At 63.3% G+C, this 17,805-nt stretch carries 19 protein-coding genes and 1 pseudogene; 5 read left to right on the top strand and 15 right to left on the bottom strand.

Features of this window, described 5'->3' with window-relative positions:
• Positions 1-244 precede the first annotated feature (244 nt).
• The 3 genes from V6765_RS22125 to V6765_RS22115 form a co-directional block, all read right to left on the bottom strand.
• Positions 245-751 (bottom strand): sigma-70 family RNA polymerase sigma factor, encoded by a 507-nt coding sequence (locus V6765_RS22125; RefSeq protein ID WP_448432773.1) that lies wholly within the window; start codon positions 749-751, stop codon positions 245-247.
• A 321-nt stretch (positions 752-1,072) separates the two neighbouring features.
• Positions 1,073-1,387, bottom strand: coding sequence for a DUF982 domain-containing protein (locus V6765_RS22120; protein WP_448432772.1), 315 nt, complete (start codon positions 1,385-1,387; stop codon positions 1,073-1,075).
• A 14-nt stretch (positions 1,388-1,401) separates the two neighbouring features.
• On the bottom strand, positions 1,402-1,638 hold the full coding sequence (locus V6765_RS22115; protein ID WP_448432771.1) for a hypothetical protein: 237 nt from the start codon (positions 1,636-1,638) through the stop codon (positions 1,402-1,404).
• 388 nt (positions 1,639-2,026) lie between these two features.
• On the opposite strand from V6765_RS22115, the gene V6765_RS22110 reads away from it, so the two are divergent.
• Positions 2,027-2,203: a hypothetical protein gene (locus V6765_RS22110; protein WP_448432770.1), complete on the top strand. Its 177-nt coding sequence runs from the start codon at positions 2,027-2,029 to the stop codon at positions 2,201-2,203.
• 188 nt (positions 2,204-2,391) lie between these two features.
• Positions 2,392-2,679 (top strand): hypothetical protein, encoded by a 288-nt coding sequence (locus V6765_RS22105; protein WP_448432769.1) that lies wholly within the window; start codon positions 2,392-2,394, stop codon positions 2,677-2,679.
• Between the two features lie 159 nt (positions 2,680-2,838).
• Here V6765_RS22105 and V6765_RS22100 read toward each other — a convergent pair whose 3' ends face one another.
• From V6765_RS22100 to V6765_RS22060, 9 genes are all read right to left on the bottom strand, one after another.
• Complete coding sequence (locus V6765_RS22100) at positions 2,839-3,045, bottom strand: superoxide dismutase family protein (protein WP_448432780.1); 207 nt, start codon at positions 3,043-3,045, stop codon at positions 2,839-2,841.
• Between the two features lie 74 nt (positions 3,046-3,119).
• Complete coding sequence (locus tag V6765_RS22095; protein WP_448432768.1) at positions 3,120-4,133, bottom strand: ABC transporter ATP-binding protein; 1,014 nt, start codon at positions 4,131-4,133, stop codon at positions 3,120-3,122.
• A complete protein-coding gene (locus tag V6765_RS22090; protein ID WP_448432767.1) occupies positions 4,130-5,155 on the bottom strand; it encodes an ABC transporter ATP-binding protein in 1,026 nt (341 codons plus the stop codon). Before V6765_RS22090 ends, V6765_RS22095 begins: the two co-directional genes overlap by 4 nt.
• Positions 5,155-6,126: an ABC transporter permease gene (locus V6765_RS22085; protein ID WP_448432766.1), complete on the bottom strand. Its 972-nt coding sequence runs from the start codon at positions 6,124-6,126 to the stop codon at positions 5,155-5,157. Before V6765_RS22085 ends, V6765_RS22090 begins: the two co-directional genes overlap by 1 nt.
• Positions 6,127-6,137: 11 nt before the next feature.
• Positions 6,138-7,166, bottom strand: coding sequence for an ABC transporter permease (locus V6765_RS22080; RefSeq protein ID WP_448432765.1), 1,029 nt, complete (start codon positions 7,164-7,166; stop codon positions 6,138-6,140).
• 118 nt (positions 7,167-7,284) lie between these two features.
• The gene (locus tag V6765_RS22075; protein WP_448432764.1) at positions 7,285-8,976 is read right to left on the bottom strand and encodes an ABC transporter substrate-binding protein; all 1,692 of its coding nucleotides are present in this window, start codon (positions 8,974-8,976) and stop codon (positions 7,285-7,287) included.
• Positions 8,977-9,025: 49 nt separating this feature from the next.
• Positions 9,026-9,940, bottom strand: a complete 915-nt coding sequence (locus V6765_RS22070) for a proline iminopeptidase-family hydrolase (protein WP_448432763.1) — start codon at positions 9,938-9,940, stop codon at positions 9,026-9,028.
• Positions 9,937-10,527: an ANTAR domain-containing response regulator gene (locus tag V6765_RS22065; protein ID WP_448432762.1), complete on the bottom strand. Its 591-nt coding sequence runs from the start codon at positions 10,525-10,527 to the stop codon at positions 9,937-9,939. Before V6765_RS22065 ends, V6765_RS22070 begins: the two co-directional genes overlap by 4 nt.
• Complete coding sequence (locus V6765_RS22060; protein WP_448432761.1) at positions 10,524-11,696, bottom strand: transporter substrate-binding protein; 1,173 nt, start codon at positions 11,694-11,696, stop codon at positions 10,524-10,526. The genes V6765_RS22065 and V6765_RS22060 overlap by 4 nt, the downstream gene beginning before the upstream one ends.
• A gap of 302 nt (positions 11,697-11,998) precedes the next feature.
• Here V6765_RS22060 and V6765_RS22055 point away from each other — a divergent pair, with 302 nt between their 5' ends.
• From V6765_RS22055 to V6765_RS22045, 3 genes and pseudogenes are all read left to right on the top strand, one after another.
• Positions 11,999-12,571, top strand: a complete 573-nt coding sequence (locus V6765_RS22055) for a TetR family transcriptional regulator (protein WP_448432760.1) — start codon at positions 11,999-12,001, stop codon at positions 12,569-12,571.
• A complete protein-coding gene (locus V6765_RS22050; RefSeq protein ID WP_448432759.1) occupies positions 12,564-13,538 on the top strand; it encodes an NAD-dependent epimerase/dehydratase family protein in 975 nt (324 codons plus the stop codon). The genes V6765_RS22055 and V6765_RS22050 overlap by 8 nt, the downstream gene beginning before the upstream one ends.
• A gap of 214 nt (positions 13,539-13,752) precedes the next feature.
• Positions 13,753-14,022 (top strand): annotated as a pseudogene (locus V6765_RS22045) (AAC(3) family N-acetyltransferase); the annotation flags it as partial.
• Between the two features lie 240 nt (positions 14,023-14,262).
• Here V6765_RS22045 and V6765_RS22040 read toward each other — a convergent pair.
• The 3 genes from V6765_RS22040 to V6765_RS22030 are packed head-to-tail and all read right to left on the bottom strand — an operon-like array spanning position 14,263 to position 17,803.
• Positions 14,263-15,102: an alpha/beta hydrolase gene (locus V6765_RS22040; RefSeq protein WP_448432758.1), complete on the bottom strand. Its 840-nt coding sequence runs from the start codon at positions 15,100-15,102 to the stop codon at positions 14,263-14,265.
• 16 nt (positions 15,103-15,118) lie between these two features.
• Entirely contained in the window at positions 15,119-16,585 is a 1,467-nt protein-coding gene (locus V6765_RS22035) for an NAD-dependent succinate-semialdehyde dehydrogenase (protein ID WP_448432757.1), read from the bottom strand.
• 12 nt (positions 16,586-16,597) lie between these two features.
• The gene (locus V6765_RS22030) at positions 16,598-17,803 is read right to left on the bottom strand and encodes an iron-containing alcohol dehydrogenase (protein WP_448432756.1); all 1,206 of its coding nucleotides are present in this window, start codon (positions 17,801-17,803) and stop codon (positions 16,598-16,600) included.
• Between the last annotated feature and the right edge of the window lie 2 nt (positions 17,804-17,805).

Below are 17,805 nucleotides of genomic sequence, written 5' to 3'. Positions count from 1 at the left end.
TCCCGGCCAGCGATCCCGTTTCCGCCAGCATCACCACGACGCTTCCCAAAGGCCATACGGGCAGGAACTGATTTGCGCTCAATGCCAGGAACAATTGCCCGGACGCCTGGTTAGGGGCGGGTCAACACGCCAGTAAGGGAGTGGGTGCGCCACTTCGAAGCCCGTCGCTTGCGAGCGGCGGGCTTTTTCGTCGCCGGTTGGTCTCAGCAACAGCGCTGGTGGAATCGGGCCTCAGGAAAACCGGCTACTGCACCTCGCCAAGCTCTTCCAGAAGCAGTTGACGCGCGCGGTTTACCCGACTTTTCACGGTTCCGATCGCGCAGTCGCAAATCTCCGCAGCATCGATATAGCTCTCGCCGAGCACCATCACCAGAACGAACATTTCGCGGTAATGGGGGGGAATGCGCGACAGCGCATCCAGCAGTTCCTGCCCCCTGACCGACCAGTCCTGCGTGGCGTCATTCTGCGGAAGACTGGCGACGCAATCTTCCTCCCCGGGCGCTTCACGGTTCCTCACCTTGATCTGGGTGTAGAAGGTATTGCGCATGATCGTGAACAGCCAGGATTTCAACCTTGTTCCCGGCTTGAACTTATCGAGGTTGGCGATGCCCTTCAGCATCGTCTCCTGAACCAGGTCATCGGCGTCGTTGGGATTGCGGCAGAAGGTTCGGGCGAACGCACGGAGCGCCGGGATGAGGTCCACAATCTCCTGACGTTGCCGGCTCCTCAGTCTCACTTCTTGCTGGTTCATCGTGGACTCCGTCTGGATTTGGTCCCTCTAAAGCTAACGAAGCTGACGGGGCGGCGGTTCCTCTCTTTCTGTCCAAACCGGTGATATTTGCGCGTTCGGCTGCTGACATACCATATGGCCTGCCACATGGCCTGCGATGTGCCGGAGCAGGAGCTGGATGTTTCGCTGAGAACAGCGCCGACCGGCCCTGCAAGCGGTTTATCCTTGAGAATGTGCAAAACGCCGAGAAGCGTCGCATGCCGGAGCGACGACTTTGCCGGCCGGCCGCAAGAATTTCCGGAGCGCCGGGCAATGTTCACCCGCCGCGCCGGAACAAGCAATCTAGAGGATCGGGGAATGATGCGGCCCGGGACTGGTGGCGCCCGGCACGAAATTGCGGGAATGCCTGGAGTGACCGCTGAAAAGCCCGGCCTCCAGGGCGGCGGCGATGAAGGCCTCTCTCGACATCTCTAGCCATCCAGGCTGTGCAACGGCGTGCTCGCAGCAGTTCACGGCCGCATGGTAGTGCCGCCCGCGCCGGTGCGGCCAGTTTTCCGCGAGCAGGTTGCGGGCCTGGGAGGGCCCTTTGACGGCAAGCGGGCCGTCTTCGCCGAAGCCAAGATATACCGGCGCAACCCACCTTGCGAAATGTCCCATTGTGGTTTCCTCCTTCATTTGTCTTCGGCCGGGCCTTCGGAGGGCCGGTCTCTATCGTCACGTCTTGTTTTCATGGCATCGGAAAGATCGCGCTTGCGGGGATGATCGAGATTTTCCCGCATGGCATCGCGGTCCTTGCCGGGGTCGTCCTTGGCGGGCTTGTACGCGCTCGGCCGGCTTTCTTCGGGGCCTTCCCAGCGGGGCCGCTCATCGCTGGTGCCCGGAGCGGCGCCGGATGGTTTATCGGTCATGGTGTGTCCTCGTGTTTCTCCAACCAGCGCCAAACCAATTCAGGCGGGTTTTGTTCCGGTCTCTTTTGCGGGAACAAGCATTGGACGCGCGGGTTGGGCGTCCATGAACGAAGGCACCAGAGAGACACAGGCACCCACGGAAATGCGAACGACCTGACATGCAACCAGAGCACCCAAGCGCTGACGGATATGGCCAGCCAAGCGGTCTTATGGCCGGTGATCCCGGCTATTCGTGGGTTCCGCCGGCCCGAAAACGAAGGGACAGCCCCGCGCGTGCAGATTTGCTTCTGCCAACCGATCGTGCGAAACAGTTTAAATCCACCGGTGCTCCAGAAGCGTAGTGTCATATGACAACCAAAAACATGCCCGGGAAAAGCAAGGCAATAAGATGACGAAAGACAATGACAAGGATCTCGTCTCGGCGGACCGTTCCGACGCGTTTCTGGATAGCAAGACCTCTGAGCTCCTCTCCCAGATCAGGCAGGAGCCGATACCCGACCGGTTGCTCGAGCTTGCCATGAAGCTGCAGCAGGCGCTGAATGAACGGGAAGAAAAACCTTCATAGGGGTCTTTTACCGGTAATATCGGACCAACGCCGTGCAAGCCGCGCGGCGTTTTTTTGTGCCTGGAACTCTTGATTCAAACTTGAAGGGCGCCAGGCGGGCGAGACCGACGCATGTTTCAGCCGCGAACAAAAAGCCGTTTCAGACGTTTGGTCACACGATCGATTGAAAAGTTCGAGAGGACATCCCCATGGCCGACAGTCGCAACAATCAACAGGAAGACCCTCTGCATTCACCGGTTGGCGGAGAAGCCGATGTGGAGAGCCTCGCCGAGGACATCACCTCGCGCCAGATCACCGCGCAAACCTATGGCGGCGACCCGGTTGAGGACCGCCTCAAGCGCCTGAAGGATATCATAACGGAGCTGGAAAGCCGAACAGAGGCCAGCGAACGCGGACAGGATCTCGAACCGCTGCTTCAGGAAGCCCGTTCATCGCTTGAGATCGTCGAGAAACAGGCGGAGAAGGGAGAGCGCTGACGGGTCGAGGCGCTCTGAGCAGCGTTCTGCCGCATTGGCGGCGATTGACGCGCGCCCTTTACCGGTATCGGCTCTCAGTTCTGCCCAATGTTTACTTCATGTCGGCCGGTGGCCGCCGCGACGTGCGGCCGGACCGCGTTTTGGTCCGGCCTCTCTCGGTCACCCCACCGGCTTGAGTACGGCGCAGGCGAGGCGGTCGCCCGCGTCGCCCGACGGCTGCGTGCTGTCGTCGTCGGGACCTGCGTGAATGGTCACCACCGATCCGTCATCATCGAGGATGCGCTGATTGCCGGTCCGCCCGAGCGTGAAGCCGCGGACGAAAACGTCGGCCTTGGCGCTCGGTTCGACATAGGGACAGCCGGAAATCAGTTTCTGGGCCTGATAGAGCGTGGTCTCAAAGCGCCGGGCTACCGGGGAAGACGATGCCGGTCTGAAGGACTCTAATCTGCAGCGCCGAGGGGATAATGGCAGGCCACCTGATGGCCGTCGCCGAAATCCCGCAGTTTTGGGCGCTCGGTGCGGCAGCGATCGGTAGTGAACGGACAGCGGGTACAGAACTTGCAGCCTTTCGGCGGGTCGAGCGGGCTTGGAATTTCGCCTTCCAGCAGGATTCGCTGGCGTTTCCCGCGGTTTTCCGCCTGCGGCACGGCAGATAGCAATGCCTGGGTATAGGGATGCCGGGGCGCGCGATAGAGCGCATCGGTTTTTCCGATTTCCACCAGCGAGCCGAGATACATGACCGCGACGCGTGACGATACCTGGCGGACCACGGCCAGATCATGCGCGATGAAGATGTAGGTGAGGTTCAGCCGTTCGCGCAGGTCCGAAAACAGGTTGACGATCTGGGCCTGAACGGAAACATCCAGCGCGGAGACGGGCTCGTCGGCAACGATCAGCTCCGGCTCAACCGCCAGCGCGCGGGCAATGCCGATACGCTGGCGCTGTCCGCCGGAAAATTCATGCGGATAGCGATCGAGATATTCCGCGCGGAGACCAACGATATCCATCAGCTCCTCGAGCCAGTGATCAACCGCGTTGCCCTTGCGGATGCCATGCACCCGCACCGCCTCGCCAACGATATCGCGCACGCGCCGTTTCGGGTTGAGCGAGGCCGAGGGATCCTGAAAGATCATCTGCATGCGCCGGCGCACCGGCAGGAGGCCGCGCTCGCCGGTGCGGGTGATGTCCCTGCCGTCAAATTCCAGCGTCCCGGAGGTCGGGTCGTAAAGCCGCGTGAGGCAGCGGCCGAGGGTGGATTTGCCTGATCCGGACTCCCCCACGAGCCCGAGCGTTTCGCCCTGATGGACTTCAAGCGTGATGTCGTCCACGGCATTAAGCGTCCGGCCCGAACCGGGCCGCATGGTCTTGCCGACGGTGAAGTGCTTGGAAAGGTCGCGGGTTGCGATCAGCGGCGTCTTCGCCGGCGCCGTCTCGCGGCCCGTCATCTCGCTCATGCGACCACCTCATGCCCCAAAACCGCCCGTCGCGCCGTCGCGCGCTCTTCGCCATCGAGCACGCAGAGCGCGGTATGGTCTCCGTCCCGGCGGGTCGGCGGACGGGCCTCGCATTCCGGCCTTGCAAACCGGCAGCGCGGCGCGAAACCGCAGCCGGTCGGGGCCTGCTGCGGGGTCGGCGGCATGCCGGGAATGGAGGGAAGTCGCGACAGCTTTTCACCGTAAAGCGGCGGGATGGAGGCCATCAGACCCCAGCTATAGGGATGCATCGGCCGGTCGAAGACCTCCGCCGTCGTTCCCTTTTCCACCATACGTCCGGCATACATGACATGCACCCGGTCCGCGACTTCGGCGACCACGCCCATATCATGGGTAATGAGGATGATCGCGGAGCCGAACTCGTCGCGCAGCTTCAAAAGCAGATCCAGAACCTGTGCCTGCACGGTCACGTCCAGCGCCGTCGTCGGCTCGTCGGCCACCAGAAGCGAGGGGCTGCAGGACAGCGCCATGGCGATGACGGCGCGCTGGCGCATGCCGCCGGAAAGCTGATGCGGATAGCGGTCGACGGCCTCGTTCGGATTGGGAAGGCCGACGGATGCGAGGAGTTCGACAGCGCGCAGACGTGCGGCCTTCTTCGAAACATTCTCATGGGTGCGGATCTGCTCGGCAATCTGCCAGCCGATCGTATAGACCGGTGTCAGCGCCGTCATCGGATCCTGCGAAATCAGGCCGATTTCCTTGCCGCGCAAGCGGCGCAGCGCCCGGTCCGGCATTTCGAGCAGGCGCTTGCCCTGAAACGCGACGGAGCCCTCGACGAAGGTGGTCTTCGGATCGTTGAGGCCGAGCAGCGACAGCAAGGTCACCGATTTGCCAGATCCGGATTCGCCGACGATCGACAGGATCTCTCCCTTTTCGACACGGAAGGATACGTCGTCGATTGCCTTTACCCGTCCCCGGTCGGTGGCGAAGGATACCGACAGGCCCTGTACATCGAGCAGCGGCGCGTTTTCGCTCTTGTCCATCAGCGGCCCCTCACGCGCGGATCGATGACGACATAGATGATGTCGACAATGGCATTGGTGACCACGACAAAGAACGAAGCGTACATCACGGTCGCGAGGATCATCGGCAGATCAAGGTTGAGCATGGCCTGATAGGTCAGGCGGCCGACGCCATTGAGACCGAACACGACCTCCGTCAACAGCGCGGCGCCGCCGACGAGAACGCCGAAATCGAGGCCGAACATGGTGACGAACGGGATCATCGACATTCTGAGCGCGTGACGCAGCATGACGCGGCCGGGCGACAGGCCCTTGGCGCGGGCGGTGCGGACGTAATCCTCCTGGTAGGCCTCCACCAGATTGGCCCTCAGAACCCGCCCATAAATGCCGATATAAAGGGCGGCCAGCGTAAACCACGGGATCACGAGCGTCTTGAACCACATCCAGGGACCGTCAAAGAACGGCTTGTAGCCGAGACCCGGCACCCAGGAGAAAAGCCAGGTGTCATGAAACCGGCTCTGGGAAACCAGGTTCATCAGTTCGCCGAGCCAGAACACCGGCATCGACACGCCGATCAGCGCCAGGATCATCAGCCCCTTGTCGATCACCGTACCGCGGTACATCGCCGCCAGAACCCCGACCGCGATCGAGCCGAACACCCATAGCACCGCCGCGCCGAACACCAGCGACAGCGTGATCGGGGCGGCGCGCATCACCTGCGGTACCACTTCGAGTCCGCGATTGACGAAGGAGGTGAGATCGCGGGTGACGAACAGCTTCTTCATCATGACCACATATTGGACGGGCAGCGGCTTGTCGAAGCCGAAATCCTTGCGGATCGCCTGAACCGTTTCCTGGGCGGCGTTGCGCCCTGCAATGCGCGCGGCGGGATCGGAACCGGGCGTTGCAAAGAAGATCAGGAACACGAGCGCCGAAATGCCGAACATCACGAAGATCATCTGGCCGAGGCGCTGGAGGATGGCAAAAAACATCGGATCGGCCCTCAGCGCATCTTGGTTCTGGGATCGAGCGCATCGCGCACGCTGTCGCCGAGCACATTCAGCGCCAGCACGGTCAGCACGATCGCGATACCGGGAGCGAGCGCGACCATTGGCCGGGTGTAGAGCAGGCCCTGGCCGTCCTGAATGATCGTACCCCAGCTCGCATCGGGCGGCTGGACGCCGATGGACAGGAAGGAGAGCGCCGATTCCGTGACGATGTTGAGCGCCATCATGATCGGGATATAGACGATCAGCGTGGTCGTCACATTCGGCAGGATATCCTTGACGAGGATTCGCCAGCGCGGAATGCCAAGGCCGCGGGCGGCAAGCACGAACTCGCTTTCGCGCAGAGACAGAACCCGCCCGCGGATCGGCCTTGCGATATAGGGAACGTAGATGATGCCGATGATCACGATCGGCAGCGCGAGGCTTCCCGAACTGATCTCGATCGGGCCGAGAACGATCGTCTGCGACAGCAGCACGATCGACAGCGAGATGGCGAGAAGATAGACCGGAAACGCCCACAGCACTTCCAGTATCCGCGACAGGACCATATCGACCCAGCCGCCGAAGAAGCCGGCTGAAATGCCTATGGCCGCCGCCAGAACCAGACAGATCAGCGTTGCCGCCGATGAGATCAGCAGCGAGTTGCGCCCGCCGTAAAGCAGGCGGGCTGCGACATCGCGGCCCTGATTATCGGCGCCGAGCATGTATTGGCCATGCCAGGTGGGGCCGATCGGCGTGACGCCGAGGCCGAGGCCGGTGGTCGAGGCCTGCATGATCTTTTCCGCCTTGCCATCAATCTCGATCGTCCCGGAAAGGTTGGAGCGAAACGGATCGGACTTTGCGACATATTTCGCATAGAGCGGCGCGGCGAGACAGGCGAGCACGATCACCACCAGCACGGCGAAGGCAGCGATGGCGGCCTTGTCGCGCGACAGGATCAGCCAGGCGCGCCGCATCGGGCTCTGTCCGGCGCGGCGTGCGGGTTCCGCCGTTGTTGCTGGTATCGCGGCGTCTGTCATGGGCATGAATCTCGTCTGGTCGGCGGCAGGGCGCAAACGCCCTGCCTGTCATGTCTTCCGGGCCCTGCCGTCGCCGGTCGCCGGCCTTGAGGCCATCAGACCGGGAGCGGCAAAGCCGTCCTTGTTACTGCACCCAGGACTGGTCGATGAGCCAGCGGAACTGGTTGGAGAAGATGAAATTGCCAACGCGCTTGGAGGTGAAATCGACATTCTTCGGCGTGAACAGCGGTGCAACCGGCGCCTGTTCCATGAATGCCTTGTCAATCTCGGCCCACATCTTGTTGGCGCTTTCCGGATCGGTCACAGCCGTCTGCATGGCTTCTGCCATCCTGGCGTCGATCTCTTCGTTGCAATAGCCCGCGATGTTGATCGAGGCGTCCGAGCCCTCGTTGAACGAAGCGCAAGACAGGAGAACGTTCAGGAAGTTCGAAGCCTGCGGATAGTCCATGAACCACTGCGAGACCGAGATCTGCACATTGTTGTCGGTGTTCTGGATATAGGTGAACTGGATGTTCGGCGAGATCGCCTGCATCGTGGCATCATAGCCGAGTTCGGCCAGAACGCTCTGCAGATAGGTGCCGACCGCCCGCGAGGTCGCGGTGTCTTCGGCAACCACCGTCACCTTCTGTCCGGCTGTGCCGGATTCCTCGACAAGCTGCTTGGCCTTCTCCATATCGGGCGCCGTCCATGTCGTACCCGGATTTTCGGTATAGAGGCAGCTCTCCTCAAAGCCGGGGAACTCCGGCGGCAGGATCTGGCAGGTGGGCTGGGCGAGAACCGGACCGCCATAGATGTTGACCAGCGCATTGCGGTCGATGGCGTAGTTGACGGCCTGGCGCACCTTGACGTTGTCGAACGGCGCAAGGTTGGTGTTCATCGGCGCGTACCAGAAGGCGGCCAGCGGATTGACGTGAACCTGGTCGGCATATTGCGTGCCGAGTTCGTTCAGCCGGTCTGCCGGCGGCGGATCGAACATCCAGTCGAGCTGTCCGTTCTGGATCGCGTTGATCATCGATTCTTCATTCATGCCGAAGCGGTAGACGATCTCGTCCGGGTAACCCTGCGGCTGGGCGTCGACGCTCCATTCGGAAAATTCCGGATTGCGCTTCATCACCATCTTGTCGTTCGGATCGTAGCTCTCGATCATGTAGGGACCGGTGCCCGGAATATAACTGGTGCCGGCATCCGTCGCAGCCGTTTCGGCGGGCAGGATTGCCGCATGGGGAACGGCGAGCTTGTCGAAGAATTCCGAATCCGGCGCGACCAGATGGAAGGTCACGGTGCCGGCTTCTTCGTCAGCGACAACACCGCCTTCCAGCGTGCAGCTTGCCGCCTCGGCAAGGCATTTGTCGGCGCCGACGATGTTGTTGTAGAACGAGCCGGAGGTCGGGCCGTTGATCTTGAAGATGCGCTGGAACGATGCAACGACATCTTCCGCCGTCACATCTGTGCCATCGGCGAACTTGATGCCGTCACGCAGCTTGAACACGTAGGTCGTGCCGTCATCCTGCGGTTCCGGGATTGCTTCGGCGAGATCGGGGACGATCTCGTAACCTTCCGCGCGCGAGGCCTGTTTGAACTTCACAAGACCATCATAGAGGATCTGGAACACCTGCCAGAATTCGGCGGTGTAGTTGACATGCGGGTCGATGGTGCCGGCTGCCGAAACCGCGCCCAGCATCATGGTGCCGCCGCTGTGCTCTTTCAGAAGCGCGTCGCGATCCTGCGCCTGGGCAAGGCCGCCAAGCGCGGTCTGCGCAAGAAGGCCGACGGCGAGCGCGGCTCCTGCTGTCTTCAAATGCCTGATTGTCTTCATCACTGCTGTTCCTCTTTTGCTTTCTGGTTCAGGGTTGATCGCGCGCCGCTCAGGGGGCCTTTTCATCGAGATAGGCGCAAACCGCCGCCATGCAGGCGTCCCGCTCCTCGACATGCGGCATGTGGGACGACGCGCCGAACACGGTCCAGCGGACATCCGGGATTTCTTCAAGGTAAGGTGTGACGCAGGCCTGGGTCGCCTCGTCGAAACGGCCGGAGATCAGATAGGTCGGGGCTGCGATGGCTGAGAGCTTACCGACCACGGACCAGTTCTTCATCGTTCCGACGACATGGAACTCGTTCGGCCCGTTCATGGTGTGATAGACTGTGGGGTCGGCGTCGATCTGATCGAATGTGTGCTGGACCTCCGGCGGCATCGGCACGATGCGGCAGACATGGTTCTGGTTGAACACGTCGGTGGCGGCCTTGTACTCGGCGCTGTCGGTCGTGCCGGCCTGTTCGTGCTTCAAAAGCGTTTCGTGAACGCCGCCCGGAAGCGCCTTGCGCAGCCGGTTGGCTTCGGAAATCCAGGTTTCCATCGCGGCCGGGGAGTTGGCAATCACCAGCGCCTTGAGGCCTTCGGGGCAATCGATTGCGAATTCCGCCCCCAGCATGCCGCCCCACGACTGGCCAAGCACGCAATAGCCATCGCGAATGCCGAGATGGTCGATCAGATTGTGCAGTTCCTTCTTGAAGAAATCGACGGTCCAGAAATCGGCGCCCTTTTCCGGCAGATGCGTGGACTTGCCGTTTCCGACCTGATCGTAGTGAACGACGGCGCGCCCGTTTTCGGCGACATCCTTGTAGCTGTCGACATAATCATGGGTGCAGCCAGGACCGCCATGGACCACGATCAGCGGCGACTTGCCCGATTTCAGATCGCCGGTGATCCGGTACCAGGTCCGATAGTCGCCATAGGGTGCAAAGCCTTCCGTCACTGACACGTCTTTCTCCTTGTCTTTCATGCGCCGCGTTTGGTGCGGCCCTCATTGTTGCAGATGGCTTCCGCCGCTTCCTCGATCGTCATCCGCCAGGTCATGGCAATGGCGCGCAGGGTCTTCATGGCCGCTTCCTGGTCGCGCGCGCCCTCTTCCATCAGCAGGAGAACGGCATGGACGACCGACGGGCGCTGGCGCAGCCGCCCTTCAAGGGCGCGAATATCATCCGTCTGCCGGCGCATTGTCTCGAAAGCGTGGCTTGCGACAAGCAGCGCGCTGTAAACGCCGGTGGAACCGATCGGCTTCAGGAGATGGGCATCGGCACCCTGTGCAATCGCCCATTCGATCCGGCCGGGCGCTTCAGAGCCGATCAGCGCGATGGTGGGCATGGGGGCACGACCCGGCTCCCAGGGAAACTGGCCTTCATGGCCGCCATCGACATCGAAAAACACGAAGTCGGCCTCGGCATCCGCCAGATCGAGCTGCGGCCAGACCACCCGCGCGGAGATCCTCAGAAGCGCCAGTTGCCGCGCCAGCGCATCGGCGGTTGCATGCGGCGGGTGGAGAATGAGAGCCTTCGTGCCGGCGAGATCCGGTCGCTTGAACGTCTTCATCTGACCACCTTCAAACCTGCGGCGCCTTCGGCGAGCGGCATCGGCCGGAAGGCTTCGCGTGCGGGGTCACCGGAAAGATAGGGGTCGGCCACGATCGGTCCGATGCTGCGGTCGAACAGGCGGAACCGTCCGTCTTGCCCGACCTCCGCCATATGGCACGAAAGCGCTGCGTGCTGTGTCGCGGGATCGACCGTGAGCGCCCCGATCGGCGTATCGAACCGGCGCGAAGTCACGACCCGGCGCACGATCCGCGGATCGTCCGTACCGGCCTCGGCAATGGCATGACCGAGCACCGAAACGGCGGAGTAGACCGAAGCGAAACATGACGAGATCGCCTTGCGGTGGCCCTGACGATCGGCAATCCGGGCCTTGAATGCCCGATTTTCAGGGGTGTCGAGCCCGTCGAAATAACTCGACGTGGTGATGTGTCCGCCGGCGGTCGCGCCAAGCACCTCGATGTCCGCCTCGGTCACGTTGCACGAGACGACCGGACAGCGCTCCGGCGCGAACCGTTCATCCTCCTGCGCAAGCGCATGAAAGGCGCGGACAAAGGCATGAAGGCTTTCGCCAACCAGATTTGACAGGATGAAATCCGGACGGCGCTCGCGGATTTCCGCAATCAGATGGTCGCAGGATGTGTAGCCGAGCGGAAGATAGCGTTCACCGGCAAGGGAGCCGCCGCGCGCTTCCGCAAGCTCGCGGGCGATGCGCGCCACCTCCCAGCCCCAGATATAGTTGGAGCCGATGACGAAGGGCCGGTTGCCATGGCGCGGCATCACATATTCGAACAGCGGCAACAGGTGCTGGTTGGGACACGCGCCGAAATAGAGCGTGCTGTCGCTGGCCTCGTAACCTTCATACGGGAAGGCGTACCATAACAGGCCGCCCTGCCTCTCCACCACCGGAATCACTTCCTTGCGGCCGGACGACGTGATCGTTCCGACGATATGCCGGGCGCCTTCGCCAAGCGCGCCCTCCGCCAGATGCGCGTAGTTCTGGCCCTGCGGATCGGCGATCGAAGGCGCGAGACGAACGGGCAGGCTCTCGTCAGCGTTGATCTCGGCGATGGCCGCAAGCGCGCCGGCAACCGCTTCCCGGCCGAGCGAGGCATAGGTGCCCCCGGCCGAAAACAGCAGCGCAACAGGATAAACAGGGCCTGATCTGGACACGTGCCTGCGATTCCCCAGTCAAAAAATAAAAAACCCCGTCGCGTCCTTGAAGGACGTTCAACGGGGCGCGGTTGCCGATGGCCAGAGGGCCTATATCTAACCCGAAGCCTAAGCATGGATTAAAATTCAGTCAATAGCCGAGATTGCACATTTGTTGATCTTTTGCCGTTTTCACCGCGCGCGTCGACAACCCTTCGGCTTGGAGTATCGGCCCGTTTTCCGGGTTGTTCGGGTCGGCCAGCTTGTTGACATCCCGCCATCACCTGTTTATTTCCAAACGGTCGGAAATAAACAGGTGATGGATGGCGCGACCAAGGAAACATGATCAAGGCAAGATACTGGACGCGGTCGAGCGGGTCGTGGCACGCGATGGCGTGCTGACCGTCGACGCTGTCGCCAAAGAAGCCGGCGTTTCGAAGGCGACCGTGCTTTACGAACATGCCAGCAAGCGCGACCTCATTGCGGCGCTGGTGGATCGCACGATCCGGGCGGACAATGCGTTCAACGAAGCCTGCGCGGCGCCGTTTGAGGGCAAACCCGACGCACCTCTGAAGGGTCGCATCGAGGCAGCCCGACGCAGCCCGCCGGTGCCAGACGGCAACCCGGCGGTGCTGAGCCTCGTCTCCGCCCTGATGCAGGACGCCGAACTGCGTGCCGAATTCCGCCGCAACCAGAAGACACTCTCCCGGCACATTCTGGCCGAGGCGAGCAATCCCCGGACCGCACGGCTCGCCTGGCTGGCGCTTGAAGGCCTGAAATACCAGCAGCACCTCGAACTCCACGACTGGGATGAGGCCGAGCGCGCGGAAATCCTGAGTGATATCGAAACCCTCGCCAGCTTCGGCAAAGACGGCATCGGCACCGACGATGGCTGAGCAACATATTTTCATCACCGGCGCCGCGGGCTATGTCGGCCGCAACCTGCTGCGCCACTTCGTCGCGAACGGCGATCGGGTCACGGGGCTTGTCCGCGGTTCGGAGGCTGCCGAACGTCTTGCCTCCTGGGGCGCTCGTCCGGTTCTGGGCGACATGCTGACCGCCGATCTCGCGCCGCTCTTGGCTGGCGCCGACCGGCTGATCCATGCCGCGGCCAATGTCGATCATGGTGCCGGCTCCGCGGCCGCCTCTGTCAATCCGGCTGGCACGCGGCGTGTCCTGGAGGCATCCGCGGAGGCCGGCATCGATAAGATCGTCCATATCAGCACCGATTCCGTCCTGCAGGACGGCCGTCCGTTGCGCAATGTCGATGAAACAACACCCTATCCGAATCATCCCGCCGGCGCCTATGCGGCGGGCAAGGCCGAGGCGGAGAGGGTCGCGCTGCGCGCCGCGGCCCAGGGACAGCATGTGGTCATCCTGCGCCCGCGCATGGTCTGGGGCCGCGATGACACGACGGCGCTTCCGGTGCTGCTCGAAGCCGTGAAGAGCGGCAGGTTCGCCTGGATTTCCGGCGGCGGCTACCGCTCGTCCAGCCTGCATATCGCCAATCTCTGCCATGCCGTGGATCTGGCTTTCGCCCATGGTCGGCGCGGCGCGATCTATCATGTCACCGACGGCCCGGCCCGCCCGTTTCGCGAAACCGTCAGCGGCCTGCTCGAAAGTCAGGGGCTGGACGCCGGCAGCCGGAGCGTACCGCGCGGTGCGCTCCGCATGATCGCCCGGCTCGGCGATGGCATGCACCGCCTGAGCGGGGGTAGGTTGAAAGGACCGATCAGTTTTCAGGACTATGCGACGAGCGCTGTCGAGATCACGCTCGACACCCAAAAGACAGAACGCGAACTCGGCTATCGACCGGTGATCTCGTTCGAGGAAGGCCTGAGCGAGCTGCGGGCGCGCCGATGATCATGGGGTCGCTGTGGACCTTGCATCAACCCGGACTTCGATCGACGGATCATCAGCATCATCCTGACAGGCCACGCGATCGCGCACGATTTTCACCGGAAGACATGGAGCGCCTTATGCGCCATGCTCCAACCACATTTGGCAACAAGATCGGACGGCTCTGGAGCGCTTGTATGTGGGCTCCTTTGCGCTTTCGTCAGATTCGGGGATCATCTTGACGCAACCGCCTTCACGACCGGCGACAGCCGCCGAAATCACACGGCAATTTTCCGATCTCGGCGTGCGGCCGGGCGACCTGCTCATGGTGCATGCATCGCTCCGATCGGTCGGTCCCGTGGAAGGCGGCGCGGACGCGTTGCTGCATTGCCTGCTGTCGGCGGTCGGGCCCGGCGGGACGCTGATGGGCTACGCCTCGTGGGATCGCTCGCCCTATGAGGAAACGCTGAATGGCGCAACGCTGGCCGACGACGAGCGTTCGAACTGGCCCGCCTTACGGCAAGATCGGCAATGCCGACTGCTTTCTGTTCCCGGCACGCGATATCGTCGACTTCGGCATCGCCTGGCTGGAGCATCGGCACGCTCCACGATAGGCAAAGAGCCTCAAAGGCCGCGATCCCTCCATAGCAAGAGCATTTCGAACAGGCTTCTTCCGCGCGAGGACGATCTCGTGCAACTCAGCTACGCATTGGTCTCGTAAGGACCAATGTCGTCGCCGGGAAACGCTTCAGGATGACGCCACCAATGTGGAGAGCCTTTGGCCGAGGGCGGCCTCAGGGTCGGCAAGGTCGAAGACGACCGAAAGGTGATTGGCGCCGGGTTCCGTTCTGAGCTCCGTTTGCTGCCCGTCCCTGGCGAGCAGGGCATCAAGGGCGATTGCCTGGTCCTGGAAGGGCGCGGTCTCATGTTCCCCGCGCGTGATGATCCGCAGCGGGCCCGGCATGTGCCGGGCGGCGAACGGCGACCATGCCTGCGCCTCATCCGCGCGCATTCCGGCCTCGTCCTTCAGAAAGGAACCGGGAATGTCGGAAAGGTCGTAAATGCCGCTGACCAGCAGCATGCCGCGCAGCGTCGGCACGTCGGGCGGAAGGTTGTCGCCGGGCGCCCTGGAGGCAAGGAGCGACGCCAGATGCGCGCCTGCGGAATGGCCGCTGACGGTGAAGCGTTCCGGGTCCGCGCCGATCTCCGGCGCAAGGTCCACGAGGCGGCAGGCCGCAGCCCGCACTTGCGCAACGATTTCGGCCAGCCGGGTCTGCGGCATCAGATCATAGCCGACCAGCGCCGCGATCCCGCCCGCCGCGACCACGGGTGCTGCGACCAGCGTATGCGTCTCCTTGCTACCCGCGCGCCAGTAGCCGCCGTGAATGAACATGTGCAGCGGCGCGCCGGGAGCGGGCGCCGGCGGAAAGACGAGGTCGAAGCTCTGCCGGGGCGTTTCACCGTAACGCACATTCCGTTCGACGCGCGACCGGTCGGCGAAGGCGCGGCTGCGCGCCTCCGTCTCGGCCATGATCGCGTCGAAATCGGGGATGAAGTCCCGGTTGCGATAGAGATCGCGCTCCGCCATGGTCGTCCTCCCCCTCTCAAAACTCGACGGCGAAATATTTGGGCTCCATGAACTCCAATATGCCGGTAACGCCGCCTTCGCGCCCGAGGCCGCTCTGCTTGGTGCCGCCGAACGGCGCCGCAGGATCGGACATCAAACCGCGATTGATGCCGACCATCCCGGTATCGATCCCGCGCCCGACGCGCATCGCCCGCATGACATCGCCCGAATAGACATAGGCCGCAAGCCCATATTCGGTATCGTTTGCGAGACGCACGGCCTCCTCCTCGGTCTCGAAGCGGTAGACGGCGGCGACGGGACCGAAAATCTCCTCCTGCGCCAGCGCCGCGTCGGTCGGCACGTCCACCAGCACGGTCGGCGGATAATAATATCCGCTACCGTCCGCAGGCGCACCGCCGGTCGTCGCCCTGGCACCGCGGGCCTTGGCCTCCGATACCAGACGGTCGATCTTCTCCACCGCCTTGGTGGTGATCATCGGGCCGCACTGGACATCCGGATCGTAACCCCGCCCCAGTTTCAGCGCCGCCATCCTTTTGGTCAATCCTTCCACGAAAGCGTCGTGAATGCCGGATTGCACGTAGAACCGGTTGGCCGCGGTGCAGGCCTCGCCGCCATTGCGCATCTTGGCAACCATCGCGCCGTCGAGCGCGGCCTCGATATCGGCGTCATCGAACACCAGGAAGGGGGCGTTGCCGCCGAGCTCCATCGAGCAGCTCACCACCGATTTCGCCGCCTCGGCCAGAAGCGTGCGCCCGACGCCGGTGGAGCCGGTGAACGACAGCTTGCGGACCCGCTTGTCGGCGAGCATGGCCGCCGTCACGGGGCCGGGCTTCGAGGTGGTCAGCACGTTCACCACGCCGGGCGGAACGCCGGCCTCCTCGCCGAGCCGGGCCATGGCATAGGCGGTCAGCGGCGTTTCGGAAGCGGGCTTCAGGATCACGGTGCAGCCGGCGGCCAGCGCCGGGCCGATCTTGCGCGTCGCCATCGCGGCCGGGAAATTCCACGGCGTGATGAGAACGGCAATGCCGATCGGCTCGTGATCCACGAGGATATTGTGCGCGCCGGAAGGCGTGTGGCGGAATTCCCCGCCGACCCGCGTCGCCTCTTCGGCATACCAGCGGAAGAACTCGGCGGCATAGGTCACCTCTCCGCGCGCATCCGGAAGCGCCTTGCCGTTTTCGAGCGAAATCAGAAGGGCAAGTTCCTCGGCATGCGCGCGCATCAGCTCGAACCAGCGGCGCAGGATTTCCGAGCGCTCGCGGGAAGACGTGTTGCGCCAGCCTTCGGCGGCAGCCTCCGCGGCATCCACGGCCCGCAAGGCGTCTTCGACGCCGGCATCGGCGACATCGGCAAGCCTGTTTCCCGTCGAGGGGTCATGCACGGAAATAGCTCCGGCGCCGGGCTCCCAGTTGCCGCCGATAAACAGGCCCCTGGCGTGAAGAGCAGGATCGGCATAGCCGGAAAAGGCGGTGGCGTGCGTCATTGGATTTCTCCCTCAATGCGTTGAAAGTGCTGTCAGTTCGCCGTGATAGGCCGCGCCGACCAGCCGCCGCATATCCGGAAGCGGCAGCGGGCGCGGATTGTTCTGGATCAGCCGGGCGATGCCGCAGGACTGCTCGGCCACCCAGTCGAGCCGGTCCTCGGCAAGGCCGAGATCTCTGAGCGTGCGGGGAATGCCGATACGATCGAAAAGCGCGGCGATCGCCGGGATAACCTCCGCCCTGCTCTGCAAGCCGATGACCTCCGCGATCTGGTCGAGCTCGGGTCCGATCGCGGGGGCGTTCCACGCCATCACATAAGGCATCAGGCAGGCCACCCCCGCCCCGTGCGCGGTGTGTGTGAGCGCGCCGACCGGGTACTGGATCGCATGGGCCGCGGCGGTTCCGGCAACGCCGAAGGCGAGACCGGCCGTCGTCGCCCCCAGCATCACATTGGCACGGGCTTCGACATTGCCCCCCTCCGTGCAAGCCTTTTCGAGGCCGTTCCAGAGCAGGCCGATCGCCGTCAGCGCGAAATGATCGGAGGTCGCGTTCTTGCCGACGAAGACCCGTTCCTGCGCCAGCCCCGGCACCGGATCGCGGCGGAGCGCCGTGAAGGCTTCGATGGCGTGGGTCAGGGCGTCGGCGCCGGCAATGGCGGTCAGCGCGGGCGGGCAGGTCAGCGTCAGGTCCGGATCGCAGATCGACACCGTCGGGATAATATAGGGCGAGGAGATCCCGACCTTGAGCTGCCGTTCGGAATCCGAGAGCACCGCGACCGGCGTCGCCTCGGAACCCGTCCCCGCCGTGGTCGGAATGGCGATCAGCGGCATCACCGGGCCGGGCACCTTGAACTCGCCGTAATAATCCTGCGGCCTGCCGCCATGTGTCAGCAGCACCGCCACGCATTTGGCCATGTCGAGGCAGGACCCGCCGCCGACGCCGATCACGAGATCGGGCGCGAAGTCACAGGCCTTGACGGCGCTGGCGGCCGCGGCTTCGACGGGCACATCCGGAAGCGCCGAACCGTCGACCTCTACGGCAAGGCCCGCCGCCTCCAGTTGAGCCACCATGCGTTTGAAATCGCCATCGCCGGCCAGCCGCTCGTCAGTCACCACCAGGGCGCGCTGCCCGAGTTTCGCGGCCACCGCCCCCAGTGCTTCTCGCTGGCCCGAGCCGAAGATCAATTCTCTCGGGGCTCTGATCGTGCCGAATAGGGTCATCC

This window comes from Martelella sp. FOR1707, from assembly GCF_053484265.1.
The sequence above is the reverse complement of the archived record's forward strand: the minus strand, read 5'-3'. Positions and strand labels throughout refer to the sequence as shown.

Coding starts and splice junctions, on each gene's coding strand:
- V6765_RS22095 (WP_448432768.1), bottom strand. CDS start 4,133: ATGAGCGAGATGACGGGCCGCGAGACGGCGCCGGCGAAGACGCCGCTG.
- V6765_RS22120 (WP_448432772.1), bottom strand. CDS start 1,387: ATGGGACATTTCGCAAGGTGGGTTGCGCCGGTATATCTTGGCTTCGGC.
- V6765_RS22065 (WP_448432762.1), bottom strand. CDS start 10,527: ATGAAGACGTTCAAGCGACCGGATCTCGCCGGCACGAAGGCTCTCATT.
- V6765_RS22075 (WP_448432764.1), bottom strand. CDS start 8,976: ATGAAGACAATCAGGCATTTGAAGACAGCAGGAGCCGCGCTCGCCGTC.
- V6765_RS22055 (WP_448432760.1), top strand. CDS start 11,999: ATGGCGCGACCAAGGAAACATGATCAAGGCAAGATACTGGACGCGGTC.
- V6765_RS22115 (WP_448432771.1), bottom strand. CDS start 1,638: ATGACCGATAAACCATCCGGCGCCGCTCCGGGCACCAGCGATGAGCGG.
- V6765_RS22080 (WP_448432765.1), bottom strand. CDS start 7,166: ATGCCCATGACAGACGCCGCGATACCAGCAACAACGGCGGAACCCGCA.
- V6765_RS22040 (WP_448432758.1), bottom strand. CDS start 15,102: ATGGCGGAGCGCGATCTCTATCGCAACCGGGACTTCATCCCCGATTTC.
- V6765_RS22050 (WP_448432759.1), top strand. CDS start 12,564: ATGGCTGAGCAACATATTTTCATCACCGGCGCCGCGGGCTATGTCGGC.
- V6765_RS22125 (WP_448432773.1), bottom strand. CDS start 751: ATGAACCAGCAAGAAGTGAGACTGAGGAGCCGGCAACGTCAGGAGATT.
- V6765_RS22070 (WP_448432763.1), bottom strand. CDS start 9,940: ATGAAAGACAAGGAGAAAGACGTGTCAGTGACGGAAGGCTTTGCACCC.
- V6765_RS22030 (WP_448432756.1), bottom strand. CDS start 17,803: ATGACCCTATTCGGCACGATCAGAGCCCCGAGAGAATTGATCTTCGGC.
- V6765_RS22085 (WP_448432766.1), bottom strand. CDS start 6,126: ATGTTTTTTGCCATCCTCCAGCGCCTCGGCCAGATGATCTTCGTGATG.
- V6765_RS22110 (WP_448432770.1), top strand. CDS start 2,027: ATGACGAAAGACAATGACAAGGATCTCGTCTCGGCGGACCGTTCCGAC.
- V6765_RS22090 (WP_448432767.1), bottom strand. CDS start 5,155: ATGGACAAGAGCGAAAACGCGCCGCTGCTCGATGTACAGGGCCTGTCG.
- V6765_RS22105 (WP_448432769.1), top strand. CDS start 2,392: ATGGCCGACAGTCGCAACAATCAACAGGAAGACCCTCTGCATTCACCG.
- V6765_RS22035 (WP_448432757.1), bottom strand. CDS start 16,585: ATGACGCACGCCACCGCCTTTTCCGGCTATGCCGATCCTGCTCTTCAC.